General features: G+C 50.2%; 17 protein-coding genes and 1 tRNA gene. 7 read left to right on the top strand and 11 right to left on the bottom strand.

Annotated features, from left to right (window positions below; genetic code table 11):
- Positions 1-139: 139 nt before the first annotated feature.
- Positions 140-646 carry a G/U mismatch-specific DNA glycosylase gene (gene mug, locus ACUY4Q_RS03480; protein ID WP_458045705.1) on the bottom strand — a complete coding sequence of 169 codons (507 nt, stop codon included), beginning with the start codon at positions 644-646 and terminating at the stop codon, positions 140-142.
- Between the two features lie 126 nt (positions 647-772).
- Here mug and ACUY4Q_RS03475 point away from each other — a divergent pair.
- Positions 773-848 (top strand) — tRNA-Ile (locus ACUY4Q_RS03475).
- Positions 849-1,218: 370 nt separating this feature from the next.
- On the top strand, positions 1,219-1,821 hold the full coding sequence (locus ACUY4Q_RS03470; RefSeq protein ID WP_458045704.1) for an acyltransferase: 603 nt from the start codon (positions 1,219-1,221) through the stop codon (positions 1,819-1,821).
- A 156-nt stretch (positions 1,822-1,977) separates the two neighbouring features.
- Here the strand turns inward: ACUY4Q_RS03470 and ACUY4Q_RS03465 are convergent, their stop codons facing one another.
- A complete protein-coding gene (locus ACUY4Q_RS03465; protein WP_458045703.1) occupies positions 1,978-4,314 on the bottom strand; it encodes a peptidase G2 autoproteolytic cleavage domain-containing protein in 2,337 nt (778 codons plus the stop codon).
- 582 nt (positions 4,315-4,896) lie between these two features.
- Here ACUY4Q_RS03465 and ACUY4Q_RS03460 point away from each other — a divergent pair.
- Both ACUY4Q_RS03460 and ACUY4Q_RS03455 read left to right on the top strand, forming a co-directional pair.
- On the top strand, positions 4,897-6,549 hold the full coding sequence (locus ACUY4Q_RS03460) for a phosphoethanolamine transferase (RefSeq protein WP_458045702.1): 1,653 nt from the start codon (positions 4,897-4,899) through the stop codon (positions 6,547-6,549).
- Positions 6,550-6,891: 342 nt separating this feature from the next.
- Complete coding sequence (locus ACUY4Q_RS03455; protein WP_458047249.1) at positions 6,892-7,806, top strand: helix-turn-helix transcriptional regulator; 915 nt, start codon at positions 6,892-6,894, stop codon at positions 7,804-7,806.
- A 300-nt stretch (positions 7,807-8,106) separates the two neighbouring features.
- On the opposite strand, the gene ACUY4Q_RS03450 is transcribed toward ACUY4Q_RS03455, so the two are convergent.
- From ACUY4Q_RS03450 to ACUY4Q_RS03435, 4 genes are all read right to left on the bottom strand, one after another.
- The gene (locus ACUY4Q_RS03450; RefSeq protein WP_458045701.1) at positions 8,107-8,430 is read right to left on the bottom strand and encodes a DUF1889 family protein; all 324 of its coding nucleotides are present in this window, start codon (positions 8,428-8,430) and stop codon (positions 8,107-8,109) included.
- 203 nt (positions 8,431-8,633) lie between these two features.
- Positions 8,634-8,894 carry a SemiSWEET family transporter gene (locus ACUY4Q_RS03445; RefSeq protein ID WP_437432382.1) on the bottom strand — a complete coding sequence of 87 codons (261 nt, stop codon included), beginning with the start codon at positions 8,892-8,894 and terminating at the stop codon, positions 8,634-8,636.
- Between the two features lie 11 nt (positions 8,895-8,905).
- On the bottom strand, positions 8,906-9,925 hold the full coding sequence (locus ACUY4Q_RS03440) for a LacI family DNA-binding transcriptional regulator (protein WP_458045700.1): 1,020 nt from the start codon (positions 9,923-9,925) through the stop codon (positions 8,906-8,908).
- 153 nt (positions 9,926-10,078) lie between these two features.
- A complete protein-coding gene (locus ACUY4Q_RS03435) occupies positions 10,079-11,965 on the bottom strand; it encodes a beta-glucoside-specific PTS transporter subunit IIABC (protein WP_458045699.1) in 1,887 nt (628 codons plus the stop codon).
- A gap of 718 nt (positions 11,966-12,683) precedes the next feature.
- Here ACUY4Q_RS03435 and ACUY4Q_RS03430 point away from each other — a divergent pair.
- Positions 12,684-13,853 carry a coiled-coil domain-containing protein gene (locus ACUY4Q_RS03430; protein WP_458045698.1) on the top strand — a complete coding sequence of 390 codons (1,170 nt, stop codon included), beginning with the start codon at positions 12,684-12,686 and terminating at the stop codon, positions 13,851-13,853.
- A gap of 54 nt (positions 13,854-13,907) precedes the next feature.
- Here ACUY4Q_RS03430 and ACUY4Q_RS03425 read toward each other — a convergent pair whose 3' ends face one another.
- Positions 13,908-14,672, bottom strand: a complete 765-nt coding sequence (locus ACUY4Q_RS03425) for a siderophore-interacting protein (RefSeq protein ID WP_458047248.1) — start codon at positions 14,670-14,672, stop codon at positions 13,908-13,910.
- Between the two features lie 245 nt (positions 14,673-14,917).
- Between ACUY4Q_RS03425 and ACUY4Q_RS03420 the strand changes: the two genes are divergently transcribed.
- Positions 14,918-15,475, top strand: a complete 558-nt coding sequence (locus ACUY4Q_RS03420) for a PadR family transcriptional regulator (RefSeq protein ID WP_458045697.1) — start codon at positions 14,918-14,920, stop codon at positions 15,473-15,475.
- Here the strand turns inward: ACUY4Q_RS03420 and ACUY4Q_RS03415 are convergent.
- Both ACUY4Q_RS03415 and ACUY4Q_RS03410 read right to left on the bottom strand, forming a co-directional pair.
- The gene (locus ACUY4Q_RS03415) at positions 15,472-17,034 is read right to left on the bottom strand and encodes a methyl-accepting chemotaxis protein (protein ID WP_458045696.1); all 1,563 of its coding nucleotides are present in this window, start codon (positions 17,032-17,034) and stop codon (positions 15,472-15,474) included. The genes ACUY4Q_RS03420 and ACUY4Q_RS03415 overlap by 4 nt on opposite strands.
- 434 nt (positions 17,035-17,468) lie before the next feature.
- The gene (locus tag ACUY4Q_RS03410; protein WP_458045695.1) at positions 17,469-18,989 is read right to left on the bottom strand and encodes a methyl-accepting chemotaxis protein; all 1,521 of its coding nucleotides are present in this window, start codon (positions 18,987-18,989) and stop codon (positions 17,469-17,471) included.
- 430 nt (positions 18,990-19,419) lie between these two features.
- On the opposite strand from ACUY4Q_RS03410, the gene ygjG reads away from it, so the two are divergent.
- A complete protein-coding gene (gene ygjG, locus ACUY4Q_RS03405; RefSeq protein WP_458045694.1) occupies positions 19,420-20,799 on the top strand; it encodes a putrescine aminotransferase in 1,380 nt (459 codons plus the stop codon).
- 645 nt (positions 20,800-21,444) lie between these two features.
- Here the strand turns inward: ygjG and lsrG are convergent.
- On the bottom strand, positions 21,445-21,738 hold the full coding sequence (gene lsrG / locus ACUY4Q_RS03400) for a (4S)-4-hydroxy-5-phosphonooxypentane-2,3-dione isomerase (RefSeq protein ID WP_458045693.1): 294 nt from the start codon (positions 21,736-21,738) through the stop codon (positions 21,445-21,447).
- Positions 21,735-22,622 (bottom strand): 3-hydroxy-5-phosphonooxypentane-2,4-dione thiolase, encoded by an 888-nt coding sequence (lsrF, locus tag ACUY4Q_RS03395; RefSeq protein ID WP_458045692.1) that lies wholly within the window; start codon positions 22,620-22,622, stop codon positions 21,735-21,737. The genes lsrG and lsrF overlap by 4 nt, the downstream gene beginning before the upstream one ends.
- Between the last annotated feature and the right edge of the window lie 5 nt (positions 22,623-22,627).

Raw genomic sequence — 22,627 nt, 5'->3', positions numbered from 1 at the left:
ACCATTTACTTTAAGGCTGGTTTTTATCATCCACCTTTCTGGTTTTCAATGATGAACATTCATTCCTCCCAAAAAAGGTAGCCTTTTTACGTCAACAGATGTATGCGATTGAGCAAGCCTGCAGAACATCAAACACGATTTACAACCCTTTTTTTATAAGCGCCTGATTCAGCTCTCTGTATGCCTCAGTTAAGTCATCCAGCTTTGCTCTATTCAGTCCGCTAGGGTTAGGAAGTACCCACAGTTGGGTCACTCCAATAGTAAAATCCTGTTTGCCCCATAAAGCGCTTCGTACATTAAACGCCTGCTCAAACGCTTTCTTACCTAAAATGGCGAGAGCTGCGGGTTGATAATCTTCTATCTTCTTAATTAACTCCCTGCCTCCAGTACGAAATTCATTCAGTCTCACTTCATTGGCCTGAACGGTTGGTCGCTCCACCAGCATAGTGATACCGCAGCGAGTGTCCAATAGGTGCCGCTCTTCTTCAGGACGAAGAAGGTGGTCTGTAAAACCCGCTTGGTGAATGACTTTCCAGAACCGATTGCCAGGGTGTGCGAAGTGAAAACCTGTATGTGCAGAGGATTTACCGGGATTGATGCCGCAGAACACAATTCGTAAGCCCGGCTCCAAGATATCTTGAATCATATTCATCTCCAGAGTGCAAAAATCAGACTCTAGTATAACGGATTGAAATTGCATTGATTATAAAACAAGCAGCTGAATGATTGGTGCTGGATCGCATAATGAAGTTACTTTATAATCGTCCGCCACGGCCCCTTAGCTCAGTGGTTAGAGCAGGCGACTCATAATCGCTTGGTCGCTGGTTCAAGTCCAGCAGGGGCCACCAGCTATTTTAGTTAAGTAGTTCTTCTTACTTTAAAGCATCTAACAACTAGAGATAGCTTTCCTGTCTGTACCCATTCGCCCTATTCATAAGGGTCTTCATTAAGTCCCCAGCGTTTTAGGCTCCATCCTCTGCTGCATAGTGTTCATTATCGTTTTGAAATCATCCTTTTTAGTCTAAAAATTCTTTTCCTCGTGCTCGATATTAATGCACTTAAGTCAAATATATCTTCCAGGCACAATCTTAATGGGTTTATGCCCAATAAATATTTCATGCCATGTATTTATTTCCTGTTAGCATTCATATAGATTATGAAAAATTCATGCCTTTGTAACCTTTACTTAACATGTGCATCTAATTTGAGGAGTATATAGTGAGCAACGATGTTTTTGACGTTTACCGAGATAATAATAATATTGATATACACTCTCCTGATGGAATCGGTGCAAATGTTAAAGTTAATATAAAAGGACACGACCACACTATAATTATCGAGGAAGGTGTACAATTAAGGAACTTCAGTATTGTAATATCAGGAGAACGTAACACCCTTCACATTAAGAAGAACAGTAACATGCGGGGTGGTGTTCATATCAGACATACAGGTTCAAAAATAATAATAGAAAAAGACTTCACTGCTGTCAATGTAACTATGTTCGCGTTAGAAGGGAAGTCTATTATTATCGGTGAAGATTGTATGTTCTCTAGTGGCGTAATACTTCGGACATCAGACGAACATCCTATTTTTGATATATTAACGGAAGAAAGAATTAACTTCGCTAAAGATATTATTATCGGTAAGCATGTATGGGTTGGAGAGGGCGTCACATTAAATAAAGCAACTAATATTCCTGATGGCTGCATTATAGGTGCAACCTCATTTGTTTCAAAAAAACTTAACCGGCCTTCGGCTGCGTATGCTGGAACCCCAGCTAAACTTGTGAGAGAGAATGTGTTATGGAAAAGAAAGCTATAATTTTTTTCTTTTAACCATTCAGAGAATAAATCAATAAAATTGCCGCATCTATAACGTATATAGATGCGGCAATTTTATTCGCAATAACGCTTGCTATTTAATTATTAAAATACCTATTCCTGCAACTATATATTTTCATTTGGGGAACTTAAAAATTTATATTTTTAAACATAAAGCCACGGCATATCCTTTATTCTTTTCAAATCTCTGTCGGATTTCCATACATCTTAATCCAGAATTCTCCTCTCCCTTAGTCCCTAATCCAGCGATACTTGATGGAATAACATAATCATCCACGTTAACAGTTGAATCTACCCGTGTGTGGACTTCACCAATTAAAGCTACTGGAGTCCATTCTGAAGTACGTTCGGACCTTGGGATCTGTTTTTTAGTACGATCAAACTGAGGATTTTCCAACGGAAGAGTTACTTTTTTCCGCACAGCCTTATTAGGCACCATAGGCGCAGGAGTTGTATTGGGGATAAATGGCGTGGACGATACGATGCGTTTGTACTGACCTAATGGAGTGCCTTTCTCATCATATAGAGGTATTAAATCATATTCCGGATGAGCCGGATTAGGAATTTCTCTGGGCCAATCAGGGTCAGGGATAGTTTCTTGCCAGTCAGGATCTGGTATCTCATGGTGAATAATTTGACCAAACTCATCACGCATCCATCGGTCAGACCACGTAAACTGGCTATCGCCAAGCAGTGTCGCATAAGTCCTTGAATGAACACTGAAAGTCTTATCACCGACTCTGGCAAGACGTATTTTACGTCCTTCCCAAGCGACAAGCGAACCCACGGCTATCTCTTGCCTTTCAAGATTTTCAAACATTTTAGCAATGTCAGTAAAAGTTTGGTTTTGAATTAACGCACCGGCAATTTCCATATTGCCGTTAGAGTGAAGATGCCATTTTCGATTGGAACTTGACGAATCGCCTGAGCTTGCATCCCCAAACGCAATAGAACGAGGTTCGTTATTAATAGTTCGACGCCCGAAGACTATAGAACCCACTTCTGTTGCATAGCTAAGCGTTCCACTAATGACCATAGATAAATCAGCAGTTGCGTTGCTTGCTCCAGATGCCAGCACCATTGATTTACGTCCTAAAGCATTCGATAATTCAGCACCTATAATTACTGAATTTACCCCAGTAGATTTACTACGCGTACTAGCAATGTTTCCAGAGCGATTACCTCGAGCCTCACAACCATTAGAGCCAAGGTTGAAGCTAATTTCGCCATAAGTAGTACAACCGTTTGCAGTCGCGATGTTTACTGAATACTCCCCTGAATCAACGACCGATGCTTGAACGACTTCATAAAGAGCATTTTTTTCAGTGCTATAACCAGCGCCAGATTTTGTAACAGTGACCTCAGTGACTTCACCCTTAGCATTGACGTTATAGGTTGCTTCTGCTTGAGTAGAAGGAGATTGCAAGCGGTCATATATTCTGAGAGTACCTTTATCGCTATAGCCTATGCCGCCATTGACAATTTTTACGGCTGCAATTGTCCCATTCTTCGCAACATCGACACTGAAAATAGCGCCTCTTCCACCACCAGCACTAGCATCCACACTTGCAATATTTACTGAGTGGTAACCAGTTGCCCACCCTCGGCGACTCCCAATATTGATTGCCGTTTCGCCAGTAGCATGGGAGGTAATTGATCCCAAGTTAACATTACGAAAACCTTGATCTGCACGACAATCTTCAGTGGCAATATTGACTGATTGGGGAACAGTGGCCCTTGATTGACGAGCACTATAATTTCCAGAGACATTTCCCGAAGCATAGCTATAAATGGATGCTACATTGACTGACCTCGATGGCCCGCCAGAACGAGAGTTTTGAGAAGCAATGAGTGCATGTAAGTCACGTGTGCTACGTCCCGAAGGTTGATAATCCCCTGTTAGGGGATTTTGATAACGCGCCTCATATTCTCCCGTATCTGATGTAGAAGAAGTAACGGCACCATTGTTTCCCATCGCAAGAGTCAGGCTTTTTCCATTATCCAGTGATGGGGTTACAAACATGCCATTCACGTAAACATTACCTGATGGTAAAGACGTAACGCTGTATTTTCTGAATCCTAATTCAACGATTCCGCCACTAACTGATGATTCAAGGGCTTCAAAAGCAGCACTATCATCACTTTTTCCATCGCCTTTCATGCCTGCAACATCCATAGCAGAGAGAGTATCAGCATTTTTATCATGCTGAGTTCTACGAGCCGCAAAAGAGTAGGGCTGTTTAACTGTAATGATAGAATCGCCCTCTGTTGTCCGATCACCCTTTAAGGCTGAAAGCAGAGCGGTAGTTTCGCGATTTACAACTGAACTATCAGTGGATGGTGGCGCAGCTTTATCTCCTATGGCTTCGGTCTTACTTTGAGGCGTTTTTGCTTGCAGTTTTGAACTGGTCAGTAAAGAAATGATGGTTGTAGGCAAAACAAAATTGATAAGCTTTCGACGTGATATGGACATGATAATTATCAAATTTAAACATGAGATTTAGATAAAATAGCAAGTGTTAGCGCCCTTCTCTAACAGGGAATTTCATCAATTTGTAACTTGAGTAAGCCGATAACAAGATTACTAAGTAACTCATTGTTTTAAATGGATTAATAATAATTTTCCTTTCAATACATTAACCACTACAGCAACAAGTTCACTTGGGGTCGGCTGCTTGAGTTTTACTAACGAGCTTGCAGCGACTGAGTAATAATTAAATAAGCTCTGCAGGCTGGTTCAAGTCCAGCAGGGGCCACCAAATTTGATGATGAAAATCATGCAGTTAAGCCACCTGGCAGCAGGTGGTTTTTTTGTTTTACCCTACCCCTTTCCTTTATTGTCACAAAATTTCTTCATCCTCCTTCCTTTCTCTAGCTCAGAAAGCCAGTAGAAAAGAATAATTGTCAGTACCTTCAAAATACGCAGGTCAAAAAACAAGCTTATTTAATATGAATTTTGCCAGGCATTAAGTTAACGCACGTTTGATGACGATTCGTTTAAAAAAGTCACGTAAAATAGCCCTCTTTTGAACATTAAATTTGCGTTAAGTTAAAAATGTCGATTATCGGAATGCATTCCCGCATACATAAAAAACGTCAGAATTACTCTTTTGTCCTATTTTTATTAGGCTCTGTCCTTATTCAGCTCTACCCTGTTTTATGCACACAACCAATAAGATTCGCCATACGTATATTTCTGTGTAATGTATTTCTGATCATGAGCGCAGCCGCAATATATCGTTACTGGGTAGGAAAATTCGTCTCTGTCGCCCTGCTCATGGCGCTCACCTTCAACTTTGCCATATCCTTCGCAACCTGGAAGGTTTACCAGAGCGAATTTAATACCGTTTTCGCAATGAGTATCTTCGCCACGGATGCCCGGGAAGTCGGCAGCATGTCAGGCCTGTATTTAAATTTACTCCCTTTTATTATCGGCTATGTCGCAATAACCTATCTTGCGATCAAAACGACATCTGAACATATTTCATCCCGCGTCAAACGCATATCCACTGCGCTATTGGGCCTCTTTTTTGCCATATGCCTTACCAACAACGTACTCAAAGAGCGTGCCGATCTTGAGGTGTATTATCCCCTGAGCTCAAGAGTACTGACCTGGACGCCGTTTTATGTTGGGTCTGAATTTATTATTGCGCAGCGCGATAATAAACTTGCTGACAATATTCATCGGGCTAATGTGGTGTATCCAGCGCTGGAAAGAAAAGAAACGGGCATTGAAAACTATGTCGTCATCGTTGGTGAATCAGCTCGTCGTAGCAACCTGAGACTTTACGGTTTCGGGCTCGATACCACCCCTGTTGCTTCCAGCATGCGTCAGAATATGCTGGTATTTGACCACGCCAGAGCGCCTGCCTCCGCCACGGTGTTTGCGGTGCCAATGATACTAAGCCGAGCCGATCCCGATCACTTCACTGAAGACAGGCTCGCCGACAACATTATTAATGTCGCCAATAAAACGGGTTTCAACACATCGTGGATCAGTGCTCAGGGGAACTCCGGGAAAAGTAACAACTACATCGTTGCCATCGCCTCTCTCAGCCAGCATGCACAATGGATTACTACGCATTACGATGACGAACTGCTGCCAGCCTTCGATAAAGCGCTGGCCGAACCAGGCCGTAAGCTCATTTTCCTGCATATTAATGGTAGCCATGAAGTCGCCTGTGACCGCTACCCTGCATCCGCCGCCTGGTTCCATACAAAGAATGAATATGAAGATTGTTATAACAATGCCATCCGTTATACCGATCACTTTATCGGTGAAGTGGCAAAGAGGCTAAACGGTAGCGCGTCATCGTTACTCTATTTTTCAGATCATGGGCTCGAAAAAAACCCTGAACTGGAGTCGATTTACATGCATGGCTCACGCGATCCGAGCAAAGAGGCTTTCGACGTTCCGCAATTCATTTGGTACAGCCCTTCTGCATTGGCTAACCTGAAACGCAAAACAGGCGATGTTAAAGAGCCTTTCTCAACCTCAAATAATTACGGCTTAATGCTGAGTTGGCTGGGTATCTCGACCGGTGAAGCGCATCCTGAGTCCCCTCTTGAATCCGATTATCAACCTGCATCCTCTTTCCCGGTTATTGATGGGGGAAGACACATTTTCGATTACAGTGAATTGCGCGATACATTTAGCTCGCCAAACTCGCATGCGCATTACCGTAAAACCACCAACGGCTCGCTGTAAGCATCCCAAAAATCATGCCGCTCCGTTTAAATGGGCGGCTTGAAAAAAGCCTGCACACAGGACTGCACTGCAAAAGTTGGACATCCGACTGAATAAAGCGCAGTTGCCATCCCCGCCCCACATTGCCCAGCAACGTGCCGTTGGCCCACCCCGTCAGTAACGTTCTTTTATGTCCACACGAAATATCAATCCCCTATTAAGCTCATATAATCATTAAGGTTTTACTCAAATCGGTCGTTATATATTGTTAATAAAAATATTGGCATGTTTGATGACTGGCTCGGAGTGTCATCGCCACAAATAAAATTCTGGCTACCGTGTCAAAAACAACAGGGAATAGCTATGGCTACTTCGGGAAAAAGTCGCTCGGCTGAGCGTTTAGTGGACATTTTGATCACCTTACATATGCATGGCGTTGTAGACCGACTTGCATTGATGAAGAAATTCGATATTACAGAACGCACGGTTTACCGGGATCTCAATACCCTTGCGCCGATCGTTGAACATTTCGGAAACGGGCAATATCGACTAATTGAGAGCGTCGCAAACCGCGCCGGACGCAACCTACATCATTCTCTGGCTAATCTGCTGAATGCCGACAATGTTTTCCCGGATCGCGGCATCGACTTCTGGCAAAAGCTGGATGGCAGACTGGAAGATAAAAATATCATTATTGGTGGAAACAACGCCGAACATACTGTTGCAACTGACGTGCGCCGTTACATGAATCTCATCGAGAAAGCGATTCAAAAACGCAGCATTTGCCAGCTCATTTATAAAGGCAAAACGCGAACCGTACACCCCTACCAGTTGCTGAATAAAAAGAACATCTGGTACTTACAAGCGACTGAAAATAGCAAATTAAAGTCCTTTGCCCTCAGTCAGATTCACTGGTTTGAAAGCAAACAACAAACCTTTAATGCCAGTGAAGAGACGCTGGCGCTGCTGGAGAAAACGCCAGATCCCTGGCTCAGTGAACACAACTTTCAGGTCAAACTATTTGTTAACCACACCGTATCGATGTATCTCAAGCGTCGTGATTTGTTGCCTTCTCAGAAAATTATTCACGAAGATGTACGAGGTATTACGCTGACTTGCCAGGCATCCCACGAAAACCAAATTATCCCGCTGATTTTTTACTGGCTGCCGAATATCGAGGTGCTCGCGCCTGCATGGTTAAAAGACAAAGTGATGAATACATTGCAAAATTACCTCACCACCGTGCACACCACTGAATGTGAACAGGAGCCGGGGTAATGACCTTGCATCAGTCTGATACGATTCCCTGAATCCCTGCGGGATTGCCAATGCGCTGAGTACGGCCCTGCTTATAGTGACCTTGCTGAACGGACAGACGCACTATGTCATCATCATGCTGGCATCACTTATCTCCATGCTGGCATGTCGATATGTTTTTAACGGTCGGGGGTTTATTCAGTTCGTGCTATATGGACGTACCCAGCGCATCGCTATGCTTTCTCGTGAGAGGCGAGCGAAACCAGGTCCTAAGATGCAGTAAAAAGACGCCTCCATAGGATATGAAAGCGCCCTGGTCGCTTAACTCGCCGGGTCAAACTCAACGTTCACCCGCGCCCGAAGTTCATCTTTCATGTAAGACGTGAAGTATTCCGGGTTCTTAATCACGACCCTATCTGTGGACTCGATTTTATCGGCCCATCCTGCGACTTTATTAATGAACTCAGGGTGCCATCCTTCCTGCTCACCGCGGGCAATAATGTCCCTTGAGCTCATCGGCACACCCAGTTTTTTTAAATAATTAAACATCCCCTTCGCTGTACTTTCATCCATGGAGTGCGGCGTTGGCGCTGACGTGTTCATACCACCAATGAAATCTAATGCTTTATCAATTACTGTTGGCATATTCGTATCCTTAACTTAACCATCGAATAATCACCTCTCCACTATGACCTGAAATTGCAAGGAGTCTGCAACTGATCGCTAAATCTGTTAACCAGGACATAAATCAGGTTTAGTTTTCTTCTCGGCAGAAAGGCAGGTGCCGGTTATGCACCTGCCAGAAGCAAAGGAACATGGGAGTCTAAAAGGGAAAGTTGAGGGGTAAACTACAACCCGGTACTAAAAGTAATCAAACCAAGCACAATGCCCGGCGAATTGGCGATAACAATCGGCCAGTTTTTCCTTTCACTCAGCAAACCATACGTTACCCATAATACGCAGTTCACGGCGGCAGCTAACGGCTGTAATGGATTGGTTTTCAGGCCGTTTAAGTTATCCAGAATCAGCGGAATATAGGAAATATACATAAAACAACACGCAATTGTGGCAATCCAGCCCACAACAAAATGCGCTCTTGAGTACAGCATCACGCTTCGCCTTATGACGTGCTTTCATTCACGCCGTCAACGCGCCGGGCTACGGAATCCCGGTTTACCAGCGTTCCCAGGTGAGAAACGACCCGCTCCTCATTTGGGTTCAACAGGATTTCGACCGCGTCACGGATCATGTCGTCCATGGGGACGTGCATCGTTGTCAGCGCAGGGGTGAAATACTTACCAATGACGGAATCATCAAACCCGGCGAGCGAGATATCGTCAGGAAGCGACTTTCCTGCTTCCTGAAACGCCTTGGCGAGACCAATGGCCATGTCGTCGTTGGCCGCCAGTACGCAGGTGAAAGGGATATTCTGCGCAAGAAGTTGCCGCCCGGCTTCATACCCACTCTCGGTGCTCCAGGCCCCGCGAATCACCAGATTCGGATCCGGGCTGATGCCCGCTTTTCGCAACGCATCGCGATACCCGCGTAAACGCCGCTCTCCGGTGGGTGAGCCGCAAATGCCCGCCACGAAAGCAATCTGGCGGTGCCCCTGGGCTACCAGGTGCGCCACCATCTCTTCACTGCTGCGCCGGTGGTCAATAAAGACGCACTGATTCCGGTTCCTGATAAGTTCCCGATTAATGACAACAATAGGGGTCTGGTTACCGTCAATGATGTCATCCAGCTCACTGACCGTCAGGTATTTGGGGTAGATCATGATGGCTTCGCAGCGAAGCTCGAGGAGTAAATCAATCGCGTTGCGCTCTTCCTGGGCACTGTGTTTACCGTCCGCGAGCACCAGCTGTCGGCTGTGGCTCTCACTGCAGGTGGCGGCATGGTAAATCATGCTGGAAAAAAACGGTCCGTTGTACAGCCCGTTGGTGATAACCAGCCCCACTGAATTGGTTTTACTGTTGGCAAGATTGCGCGCCAGCAGGTTTGGTCGATACCCGGTATCAGCAACGGCCTGCATTATTCTGGCCTTTACCTCTTCCCGCACGAACACCTTGCCATTCAGCGCGCGCGATACTGTCGCTTTCGACACGCCCGCCAGTCTGGCGACATCCAGTATCGTTACCATAATCAAACCTCAATCAAAAGGGTGGCTCACAACGCAGCAAGCCTGCCCGCAGGCAGACCCGATGCGTAAATACACGGCGAAAGATTTCACTCGTGAAGCCCACCGCGTCCTGCGGCGAGACTTCATGACACCATGACGTGTGCCCGTGTCTCTTTATGCGAGAGACATCAACGGCGACCCCATACCGATTGCGCCCTGAAGCTGATGCTTCGTCAGCGTAAAGTCCTCACTGTTCACCACCAGAACCGGGGTGGTCAGGTCATATCCTTCACGCTCAATGCTGGCTTGATCGAATTCAAGAAGAGGGGTGCCCGCTTTGACCACATCCCCTTCTTTCACCAGCGGACGGAAATGCTGTCCCTGCAAGTTGACGGTATTTAACCCGACATGGATCAATAACTCTGCACCATTATCGCACAATAACCCAATCGCATGATGTGAATCGATAAGCGTTGCGACCGTTGCGTCACAGGGTGCGACAACGCGCCCTTCCTGCGGCTTAATGGCAATCCCGTCACCTAATGCCTTTCCGGCGAAGGCTTCATCGGCAACGCTTTCCAGCGCGATCACTTCCCCTTTCAGCGGGCTGAGCATCTCAACGGCGCTCACCGCGGCGGTATTGGGTGTCGCCTGCGCTTTGACCGGCTCAGCAGGTTGGGTTTCTTCTTCGTTCGCCGGATCTTCAAAGCCGACAAACTGCACCATCACGATGGTCAGCACGATTGCTGTACCGGCCCCGACCAGCTCACCAATAAACGACATCGGCGCATCCGGGCTGATGGCATTCACCAGGGTAAATAGGCCCGGCAGCGCGGCATACGCGTAGTACAGGCTACCAAAGAGGCTCGCGACCACGGCACCGATTGCCCCACCGATACAGCCGCAAATAAACGGCTTTTTAAAACGCAGCGTCACGCCGTAGATGGCCGGTTCAGTGATACCGAAAATCGCCGTGATACCGGCAGACATGGAGGTCGCTTTCAATTGGGTATTGCGGGTCTTCAGGAACACGCCAAACACCGCCGCCATCTGGCCGATTACCGCAATGGTCTGGTAAGCCTGGAAGGAGTCGTAACCCTGAGTGTCAAAGTTCGCCATGATCACCGGCGTAATGCCCCAGTGCACGCCGAAGATAACGATAATCTGCCATACGCCGCCAATCACTGCTGCGGCCACGGCAGGTGCAGCATGGAACAGCGCGTTATAGCCATTTGCGACCCCCATTGCCGCCCAGGTCGTAATCGGGCCAATCACGATGAGCGTCAGCGGCACGATCACCACAAAACAGATCAGGGGAGTAAAGAGCGGGCTTACCACTTCCGGCATCCACTTCTCAACGCGACGCTCGAACCAGGAGAGCGCCCACACCAGGAACAACGGCGGTAACACCGATGAGGTGTAGACCGTTTTCGACAACGGGAAGAAGAGGAAGTTGATGCTCTCACCGCCGCCGATGCGCGCAGCCAGCGCCGCCCAGTCCGGGCTAATCAGCGCACAGCAGCAGAGTACGGCGATAAAGGGATTACATTTGAAATGGCGCGCTGCGGTAATGGCGATAAACACCGGCAGGAAGGCAAACGGCGTCCAGGACATAAAGTTCAGCACCGCGAAGGTGCCGGTGGTTTTGATATCCGCATCAATCAGGCCAAGAACAATCAACAGCCCCTGTAGGATCCCGGCCGCCGCCAGAATATAAACAATCGGCGCAAAGACGGCAGACATGGTGGCAATCACCGCGTCCAGCCAGCGCGTTTTTTTCTGAGCCGTTGGTGCAGAGCCGGTCTCTTTGACCAGCCCCGACATAGCGTTAAACACATCCGCCACATGCGTCCCGATCACAACCTGAAATTGCCCTCCGCTTTCCACGACCGCAATCACACCAGGCAAACTCTGCACCTGACGCTTTGCATCCGCAGGGGTGTCGTTCAGAACCAGACGTAAGCGGGTGGCGCAGCGGGAGAAGCTGTTGATGTTTTCTTCTCCCCCAACCTCCCGGAGGATGTCGCTTGCTAACTTGTTGTAATCCCGGATAACAGCCATGTTTTATCTACCTTTTTTTATCGGAAGTGTGTCATGTAACTGAGTGAAACCGGTTTCATGCTAACCTGGTCAAATGTGCGTGCAACCGGTTTCATGGAAATATGAGAGCTAAATCACTTCACGCGGTGAATAGGTAATGAACAAAAAAGGGAAGCTGTGAGCGAGTACAGGCAATGCGATCACCCGTAATATTACGTTTTACAGCGATAACGCAGCGTAATGGGAACACAACAGTTAAAGCGATGGTTGGGTGGTGGCGGTGACCCCCCCTGGCACGTTCACAGGTTCTGGAGCGATAGAAAAGCAAGGAACATAAGGTGAACGGAATTACCCTCAGAGCCGCATGTTTCCCCTCACCCTAACCCTCTCCCTCAGGGCAAGGGGACCGCTCGTGCTCGTATTATCTTGTGAGGATCCCTCAGCCCTCAAGGGAGAGGGGACCGCTCATGCTCGTATTATCTTGTGGGGATCCCTCAGCCCTGATGGTGAGAAAACCAACCGAGCGGCCTTCCCCTAAATAACGCATTTCTTTCACGAATACTAACGCACTGTAACCTGTCGCCTGTATTATGATTTCAGCCATATCAGCGTTCACGAACACATGGTAATCTGCCCGCGATCGCACGCGTTGTTATGCAGCTACGACGATGAGCTTATTTCACGTTTAGAAATCACAACTACCATTAACATCATCACTTAAGCGCCTTAGCGAAACGCCATGAACAAACCCATCAAACGGCTTGAGATCATTAAGTACGCCATTGAACTGGAAGATGACGGCATCATCCTCAGTCAGCTTCCGTTGTTGAAAACCGAAGCAACGGACGGTGAACTGGCGTACATCGTCTGGGCGCTTGAAGAGAAGAACTACAGTGACGCCCTACGCGCCATTACCCACTGGCTGCAAAATCAGCGTTCGGTGGTGTACTGGCAGGATCCGCAGGTGGCCGCCAGTAAGCTGGAACTGAAAGCGCTGGAAGAGCAGCTACGTGAGCTTATCGACAAACGCAACACCCGCATTCAGTTGCTGGATGAGTTCAACGATCTCTACCTCACGCGCCTCGGGCCGTTGATGACGCAGATTCTGCGCCTGCGCAAAATTCTTGCCGAAGCCGCCGTGCGTCGCCAGGAGGCCGAAGCGCGCAGCCGCGAAGCGGACTATCTGCGCTGCCAGCAGTATCTGGCGCAGGCAGTGGAGGTGCTGGTCACCCTCACCCAGCGCTGGCAAAGTTTTCCGCCGCAGTCTTCTCAGGCTGCCGAAGCCCGTAAACATCTTCAGCAGCAAAATGCGCTGATTAGCTCCCTGCTGGCCGAGGCGCAAGAGCTGGAACAGGGCCTGACCCGCGAAGATGAACCTGCCCGCCAGGCGCGCGATGAAGCACGTCAGGAGTATGAGGAGTACCAGGAGCAGCAGCACGACGCGGAAAAACGCTTTGGCTTTGAGCAGAAGATGTCGGCAGATGAGCGTTCAGAGCTGAAACGCCTGTGGCGTCAGGCCAGTAAGTTGTGCCACCCGGATCTGGTCGATGAGGGCTTTAAAGACGAAGCGCACGCGATGATGGTGGAGTTAAACCAGGCCCGTCAGCGTGGCGATCTGGTTGCCATCCGTTCTATTCTGACCCGCTTACAAAAAGGGCTGGAGCCGTTGATGGCAAGCGATCGCCTGAACGATTTGCAGCGCCTGCGCCAGCGTATTCTTGAGGTTAAACAGCACATCGCCAGCCTGATTGAAGAGCTCAATGCGCTGGAAAAAGAGGAATCCTGGCAGCTGGTTTCAACGCTTACCGACCAGGAGAGCTATTTCCGTCAGCAGGAGAAAGCGCTGGGTGAAATTCGCCAGACCCTTGAGCAGCAGGTTAACGACGCCGAGTACGAAGAGGTGGCGTAAGTGTTGATTGCCGGATGGCGCTCGCGCTTATCCGGCCTCCCCTTTCAACCGGATTTACTTCTTGTGCCAGTACGCCTGACCGCGTACCAGGTTCTGATCGACATCCTTGCTCTCAACCAGATCCAGCAACGATTTCACGACTGCCCCTTCACCGGTGAGCCAGATGTAATACTCGCCGTCCGGTATCTCTGACGCCGCCAGCGTTTCCGCCACCGCGTTTGAGCCGTGCCCAATCACCCACTCAATGTTGTAATGACTTAAGTGGGCCAGGTAATCCTGGTAAGCAGCATCGGCAATGGTCACCACCGCTTTCACCTGCGGGCGAACCGCCAGTGTATTCAGCGCTTCCAGGCGACGTCGCAGCGCCGGCATCCCGGACTCGTCGCACACATAAAACTGCCAGCCATAATCTTCCGGCACCACCAGTGAACCCCGCGGGCCGCCAATCGTCAGCGAATCCCCAACCTGCGCCTTCATCGCCCATTCACTGGCCACACCGCCTTCGTGAATAAAGAAATCGATCGCCAGTTCATGGCGGCTTTCATCGTACAAAGGGGTGTAATCCCGGGATGCCGGACGCGGCCCGTCCCCCCAGACGATCCCTTCATCGGTCACCTGTGGCGGGGTAAAGGTACTGCCAGACATGGGGAAAAATACTTTGGTGTGGTCGTCAAAGCCGCGTGAGGTGAAGCCTTCAAGCGCTTCACCGCCCAGCACGATGCGCTGGAAACCGGCACTGATGCGCTCAACGCGCAAAACGGTCAGTTCGCGAAAGCGCAGTTCATTGCGCACACGCGCGGGATAACGGTGTTGTGGAATAGTCATAATCGGCCTGCGTGAAGTGGAATACGATATATCTAAATTACGTTTAAATGATAATGATTGTTGTTTATACAGAACACAAGATCTTTTTTAGATACACTCTGACTTAAGCGCACGCGTTGCTAAAAAGCAAAATAATAGCCAATAAAAACAACAAAATAAAATATAAACCGCATTCACCATTGGCTTAATTGAATATTTAGATATAAATTAGATATATCAAATTAAACAAGGAGTACACCATGCGACATCATCATTCAGTCTGCGATGGCGAACATCATCACTGTTCAGAGCATGAACACGGCGAACACCGTCACGGGCGCGGCGGCGGTCGTCGTCAGCGTTTCTTCGGCCACGGCGAACTGCGTCTGGTCATACTGGACATCCTCACGCGTAACGCCAGTCATGGTTATGAGTTGATCAAAGAGATTGAAAGCCTGACCCAGGGCAACTACACGCCAAGTCCGGGCGTTATCTACCCGACCCTCGATTTTTTGCAGGATCAACAGCTAATTTCGATGAGCGAAGAGGAGGGTGGGCGCAAAAAAATTGCCATCACCGTGCAGGGCCAGGCCTGGATGGACGAGAACAAAGAGCATCTGGAGCATATTCATGCGCGTATCAACGCTCGCAGCGTGGGCTATCAGTTGCGTAAAGATCCACAAATGAAACGGGCGCTGGAAAACTTCAAAGCGGTGCTTGAGCTGAAGGTCAACCAAGGCGATATCAGTGCCGCGCAGCTTAAACAGATCGTGGGTGTTATCGACCGCGCAGCACTGGAAATATCACAACTCGATTAAGCTGGCTGCCTTTCGTTAGTCAGGCGGAAGACCTGCACCAGACCAAGCAGGTGCTCCGCCTGGTCGTTAAGGGCTGCTGCCGCTGCAACGGACTCTTCCACCAGGCTGGAGTTCTGCTGAGTCGTCGAGTCAATCAGGCCAATAGCGCTGTTAATCTGCGAAATGCCATCGGTTTGCTCACGGCTGGCCTGGCCAATTTCACGCAGGATGACGTCCATCTCCTGCACATTGCTGACCATGCCATTGATAAGATTGCCCGCCTTTTCAACCAGCGCCATCCCTTCACGGGTCTGACTGGTAGAGCTTTCAATCAGCTGACGAATATCGTTTGCCGACGAGGCGCTTTTTTGCGCCAGTTGGCGAACTTCTCCGGCAACCACCGCGAAACCACGCCCATGCTCACCGGCGCGCGCCGCTTCCACCGCCGCGTTCAGCGCGAGGATATTGGTCTGGAAGGCGATGGCATCAATCAGGTTGATGATGTCGGACATGCGGTTGGAGGTGTCGTTGATCACCCGCATTTTCTCGGTGACCTGTTTCATCATCTCGCCGTTGTGTTTCACCACGGTCGCCGCATCCGCTGAGAGCGTGGTCGCCTCATGGGTATGATCCGCCGTGTTTTTCACCGTCGCGGTGATCTGTTCCATCGACGAGGCGGTCTGTTCGACCGAGCTGGCCTGCTCCTCGGTCCGCGCCGCCAGGTCCTGGTTGCCGGCCATAATCTGCGCCGCCGCGCTGGAGATGTTCTGTGAGCCGAACTGAACTTCCTGGACAATATCCACCAGTCGGGTCTTCATCTCCATCAGTGAGCGCAGCAACACGCCGGTCTCATCGCGGGAATCAGAATGAATCGATCCGGTCAGGTCGCCACCGGCAATCGCCCCGGCAAAATCCACCGCTTCACGCAGCGGGCGGGTGATCATCCGCACGATATACCAGCCCAACAGGGTGCCCATACCAATGCTGAACACCGCCAGCAGCACCAGCAGCAGACGGTTGGTGCTGAAATCCCCCTGCACCTGCTCCCCGGCGTTACGCATTTGCGCATCGCGAATGGCAATCAGCGCCAGCACGTTATCTTTGTACGCCTTCTGAATCGGCACCATTTTGGTCATCATTTCGGTAATGGCCGCAGACTGGTCATTGTTTTTAACCGCTTCAAGGATGCGAAAACGCGAATCAAGATACTGCTGACGAACGTCTCTGATGTCCGCAAGAATTTTCTGCGATTCCGGGTCAGGCAGATTTTTATTGAGGTCTTCAAGAAGGACGGTAATGCGGGCACTAATATCACTCAACTGCTTCTGGGATTGTTCACGCCATTTCCCGTCAGTGTCCAGCAGCATCATCTGTTGCGTACTCACAAACGTCTGGAACTGATCGATAAGCTGATTCGCTTTCACCGTGGTCGGATAATCGTTGTGAACAATATTTTGCATCCCATTATTCGCGCGGTTGAGGCTGAAAAGCGAGAGACAAGAGCTGGCGACCATTAAGACGATAAAAAACCCAAACGCCAGAAATAATTTGGTGCCAATTTTTACATCATGTAAAAACATATATTCCCCATGTATCTGATTATAGTACTGATAAAAACGTACGCACTCACAATGAGTTAGAAGAGAAAACGCGATAGAGCTGATTAAATTATCGTCTCTGATGGAAGTTATCGGTAACGTTGCGACTAACTTTATGAGATTGATCGTTTTTTTGTTTTACTATTTATTATTCTGATAGTTACAAGCTATTAATTTAGATCTATCGATCGTTATATTCAGCCAGATGAAAGTTGCGCAACTAATATTAATGGGGCTTAACTCTAATTTAATAGAAATTAAAACTGATAATAATAAGGCTATTATTTGGTGAGAAATTGATCGGTATTTAATATTATTTTAACAAATATAGCTTAATTAAATTACATATTAATTCAACAGAGAAATTAAGGGTATTTCCCTCTCTCTCCTTTCAGACAGAGAGGGAAATAAACCGCTTAGTGAAGCACTGAGACCGCATCCTGCAGGCGGCTGGCGCGGTGCTTGACCATCGCCGACACGCTGGCGCTCTCTTCAACCAGTCCGGCATTTTTCTGGGTGATGGATTCCAGTTCCGCCACCGCACGGGTGAGCTCATTCAGCCCCTGTGCTTGCTCGGTGGTCGACAGGCTGATCTGCCCAATCAGGGAGGTCACGTTCTGCACCTGGGCCACAATGTTATCCATGGTGTGCCCGGCTGCATGCACCTGATCGTAGCCTGATTGCACTTTGCTGGCGCTGGCATCGATCAGCTTGCGGATGTCATTGGCGGCACTGGCGCTGCGGCTCGCCAGATGACGCACCTCGCCCGCTACCACCGCAAAGCCTTTGCCCTGCTCTCCTGCTCTTGCGGCTTCCACCGCGGCATTGAGGGCCAGAATATTGGTCTGGAAGGCGATGTCATTAATAAGCTTGGTGATGGAACCGATGCGCTGGGTGCTGTCGGCAATCTCATCCATGGTTTTCACCACGGTTTCCATTGCATCGCCACCCTGCGCCGCTGCATTGCTGGCGGCGCTGGAGAGTTTGTCTGCCGCTGAGGCAGTCTCAGAATTGTTCTGTACCGACGCGGCCATCTGGCTCATGGTCGCCACGGTCTGCTGCACATTAACCACCGTCTGGCGGGTGCGTTCGTTCAGCGCATCATTGCCCTTCGCCAGCGTCTCACTGCCGCTACGCACGCTACTGACCTGGCAGGAGACATCATTGATCAGCCAACGACACATTAACCCCAACTGACCGACAGCACGCAATGTCAGCCCCAGTTCATCGCTGCGATTAAGGTGATCCACGCTGTTGCGCTCGCCCGTCGCCACGCTCAGCGCCTGGCGCGCGACCTGCTCTACCGGGCGCACAATCTGCCACTCATAGCAGGCGCACCCTAAAAGCATCACCAGCGCGCTGAGCGCCATTGGCCCAGCGCCGCTGTTCATCGCCCACAATCCTGCGGCCTGTACCAGCCACATCAGCACCATGACACTGCGTGCCCGCCAGCGCAGCGGCAATGACGCAAGCTTGCCCCGCCAGCCACGACTGACCACCAGGCCTTTATGGATGCGCTTTTTCGCGCGCCCTTCCTGTAACGCCTGATAAAGCGGCGTCACGGCTGCGATCTCCTCCGGGGTGGCGCGGGTGCGGATAGACATATAGCCGGTCACTTTTCCGTTACGCACCATCGGCGCGGCGTTAGCACGGACCCAATAGTGGTCACCGTTCTGACGACGGTTTTTCACAATACCGCTCCAGGGCTCTCCCTGTTTTAAGGTGAACCACATGTCCGCAAACGCCGCTTTGGGCATATCCGGGTGGCGAACAAGATTATGCGGCTGGCCCATGAGTTCTTGCAGACTAAAACCACTTACCTGAGAGAAGTTGTCATTGGCGTGGGTGATATAGCTTTGCAGGTCGGTTGTCGACATGAGAGTGGTGTCATCGTCAAGGGTGTACTCCCGTTGCGTGACCATTGGAGGAGAAGCCATGTTAGCGTCCTATGCAGGTTATTTAACTGTTAAATTGAGGGCGAATGTTATTTCGGCGCTAAGAAATTTATCTTTAGTTGTTAAATTTGATTTAGATCGCAAATCACCAAAAAACCGCATTTTTTGTATGTCATATAACTTACTGATTTATATAGTCCCGCGATGAAATTAATTAGTTCCCTGCAATACTGCCGCCTTATTACGGGGCACAACATGCACCATTGTGACGCATTCTTCGCGCTCCCTACCGCTGAACTGTCTATTTTTTCACCATTACTGCCTGCGCAAAAGCGGGGTTTTCGGGATCTCCTGCCATGTATTCGGCGTAATCCCAGGCGTTTATCCCGATTTAGCGTTGCGGCTTCGATGTGGCGCAATCCCTGCAATACTTAAATCAGTATCATGTGATACGCCCCGCCAGGAGCTTATTTTGAACAGGTTACCTTCCAGCGCATCGGCTTTAGCGTGCAGCGCTCACGCACTGAATCTCATTGAAAAGCGAACGCTTGATAGCGACGAGATGAAGGAGCTGAACCGAGAGGTCAGAGAGTATTTTAAAGAACATGTGAACCCGGGATTTTTAGAGTATCGAAAATCTGTCACCGCAGGCGGGGATTACGGGGCCGTAGAATGGCAAGCGGGCAGTCTGAATACGCTTGTCGACACTCAGGGGCAGGAGTTTTTAGATTGCCTGGGTGGGTTTGGCATCTTCAATGTGGGGCACCGTAATCCAGTTGTTGTCTCCGCCGTACAGAATCAACTCGCAAAACAACCCCTTCACAGTCAGGAACTTCTCGACCCATTGCGGGCGATGCTGGCAAAAACGCTGGCGGCACTGACCCCAGGCAAACTGAAGTACAGCTTTTTCAGTAATAGCGGTACTGAGTCCGTCGAAGCGGCGCTGAAACTTGCCAAAGCGTACCAGTCGCCACGGGGAAAATTCACCTTCGTTGCCACCAGCGGCGCGTTCCATGGCAAATCGTTAGGCGCGCTTTCCGCCACCGCGAAATCGACCTTCCGTAAGCCGTTTATGCCACTGCTGCCGGGCTTCCGTCATGTACCTTTTGGGGACATCGACGCGATGCGCATGCTGCTGAGCGAATGCCACAACACCGGTGACGATGTGGCTGCCGTGATCCTTGAGCCGATTCAGGGTGAAGGGGGCGTTATTCTGCCACCGCAGGGCTACCTGCCAGCCGTGCGTAAACTATGTGATGAATTTGGCGCACTGCTGATTTTTGATGAAGTGCAGACCGGCATGGGCCGCACGGGCAGAATGTTCGCCTGCGAGCATGAGAACGTCACGCCAGACATTTTATGTCTCGCGAAAGCCCTCGGCGGCGGCGTCATGCCGATTGGCGCAACCATCGCCACCGAAGAGGTCTTCTCCGTTCTGTTCGATAATCCTTTCCTGCACACCACGACCTTTGGCGGTAATCCGTTGGCCTGTGCGGCAGCGCTGGCGACCATCAACGTGCTGTTGGAAGAGAACCTACCGGCACAGGCGGAGCAGAAAGGCGACATGCTGCTGGACGGCTTCCGTCTGCTGGCACGCGAGTACCCGGATATGGTGCAGGACGCGCGCGGCAGAGGCATGCTGATGGCCATTGAGTTTGTCGACAATGAAATCGGCTACACCTTCGCGAGCGAAATGTTCCGCCAGCGCGTGCTGGTCGCCGGGACGCTCAACAATGCGAAAACTATTCGTATCGAACCGCCGTTAACGCTGACCATTGAGCAGTGTGAGCAGGTGCTAAAAGCGGCCCGCACCGCGCTGGCGGCAATGCGCGTAGCGGTAGAAGAAGCGTAAAGACGGCGCGGCCTTCTCCCCCTCACCCCTGCCCTCTCCCTCAAGGACTGAGGGATCCGCAGTAATCTTACGTTTTGCAGCGATAATATTGCGCAATAAGAACACAACAGTTAAAGCGATGACTGGGTCCGGCTGAAAATCGACGAAGCGTATCCGTAAGGCCGGGGCGACGCGCAGGGATGCGCGACGAGGGCGACTTTACAGGGACGTTACCTTCGCCCGTCCCCGATAAGCCTGAAGGAATGCGCTGACAAAATTGCCGGGAGCAATTTTGAATAGCGCTTGCGCTAGCCCTGAAAGGGTGAGCCCCAGGGATGGGGCGAATAGTGAACCGCGCCAGCGGCGATTTTCCTGGCCGGGAGCCCGGGTCGCCAGGGGGGTGGCGGTGAACCACCCTGGCACGTTCACGGGTTCTGGCGTGACAGAAAAGCAAGGAACATAAGGTGAACGGAATGCCCCTCAGAGCCGCATGTTTCCCCGCACCCTAACCCTCTCCCCGGTGGGGCGAGGGGACTGTCCGTGCTCGTATTATTTTGTGGGGATCCCTCAGCCCTCAAGGGAGAGGGTGAAAAACAGCCCCAACCTACTTGACCGGATACCTCAACCCTTTGGGATGAGGGGAACACCGCGCACCAGACCAAACCGCTATTCCGGCATCAGCCCCACAAACGTCCGCTTCTTACGTGGCTCCGACATCAACGCCTCCAGCTTCTCTACGCAGGCGAGATAGTGCGGCGTCTCTTTGTGGGCCAGAACCGCAGCCTCATCCTTGTACGCCTCATAGATAAAAAACCGCGTTTTCACTTTGCTGTCCTGCAACACATCAAAACGCAGATTTCCCGGCTCCTGAATTGCGCCCTCGTGATTGGCGCGAAACACCTCAAGAAACTCATCCACTTTGTCCGGCTTAATGTTGATCTCCACCAGCGTCACATTCATTTCTGTTCTCCCTGTTTCTCTTCCTGCCAGAACTGATACGCCTCACGTGCGCTTATGTTCTCATGAACCACTTTCTTCACGGCTTTAAGCATGGCGAGCGGCGCGCTGGACTGGAAAATATTGCGCCCCATGTCCACGCCGGACGCCCCCTGGTCGATGGCGCGAAAACACATCTCTAATGCCTCAAGCTCTGGTAACTTCTTGCCGCCGGCGATGACAATCGGCACCGGGCAACTGGCGGTCACCTTCTCAAACCCCTCTTCCACAAAATAGGTTTTCACAAACTGCGCCCCCATTTCGGCGGCGATACGGCTGGCCAGCGAAAAATAGCGCGCATCCCTCGCCATCTCTTTTCCTACCCCGGTAACCGCCAGCGTCGGCACGCCATAGCGATTACCGGCATCCACCAGCTTAATGATGTTATTAATTGACTGATGTTCATGCTCGCTGCCGATATAGACCTGGGCCGCCACCGCACAAACGTTCAGGCGCAGCGCATCCTCCATGGCCACCGCCACGCACTCGTTCGACAGCTCAGTCAGAATAGAGTTACCGCCTGATGCCCGCAGTACCACTGGCTTATTGGTCGCGGGCGGCACCTGGCTACGCAGCACCCCACGGGTACACATCAGCACATCCGTTTCACCATACAGCGGCGCAATAGAGAGGTCGATGCGCTCAAGCCCGGTGGTCGGCCCCTGGAAGTAGCCGTGGTCAAACGCCAGCATCACCGTGCGGTTGCTCTGCGGATTAAAAATCCGTGAGAGGCGCGACTGCATGCCCCAGTCCAGCGCCCCGCAGCCTTTCAGCGTGTAAGGTACGTTCTTTTGCGGCGTCTCAAACCCGAAATCTTTGCCGTCTTTAATGTCATCTAAATCCGCCATCGTTT

Source organism: Phytobacter cepae (genome assembly GCF_054165735.1).
The sequence above is the reverse complement of the archived record's forward strand: the minus strand, read 5'-3'. Positions and strand labels throughout refer to the sequence as shown.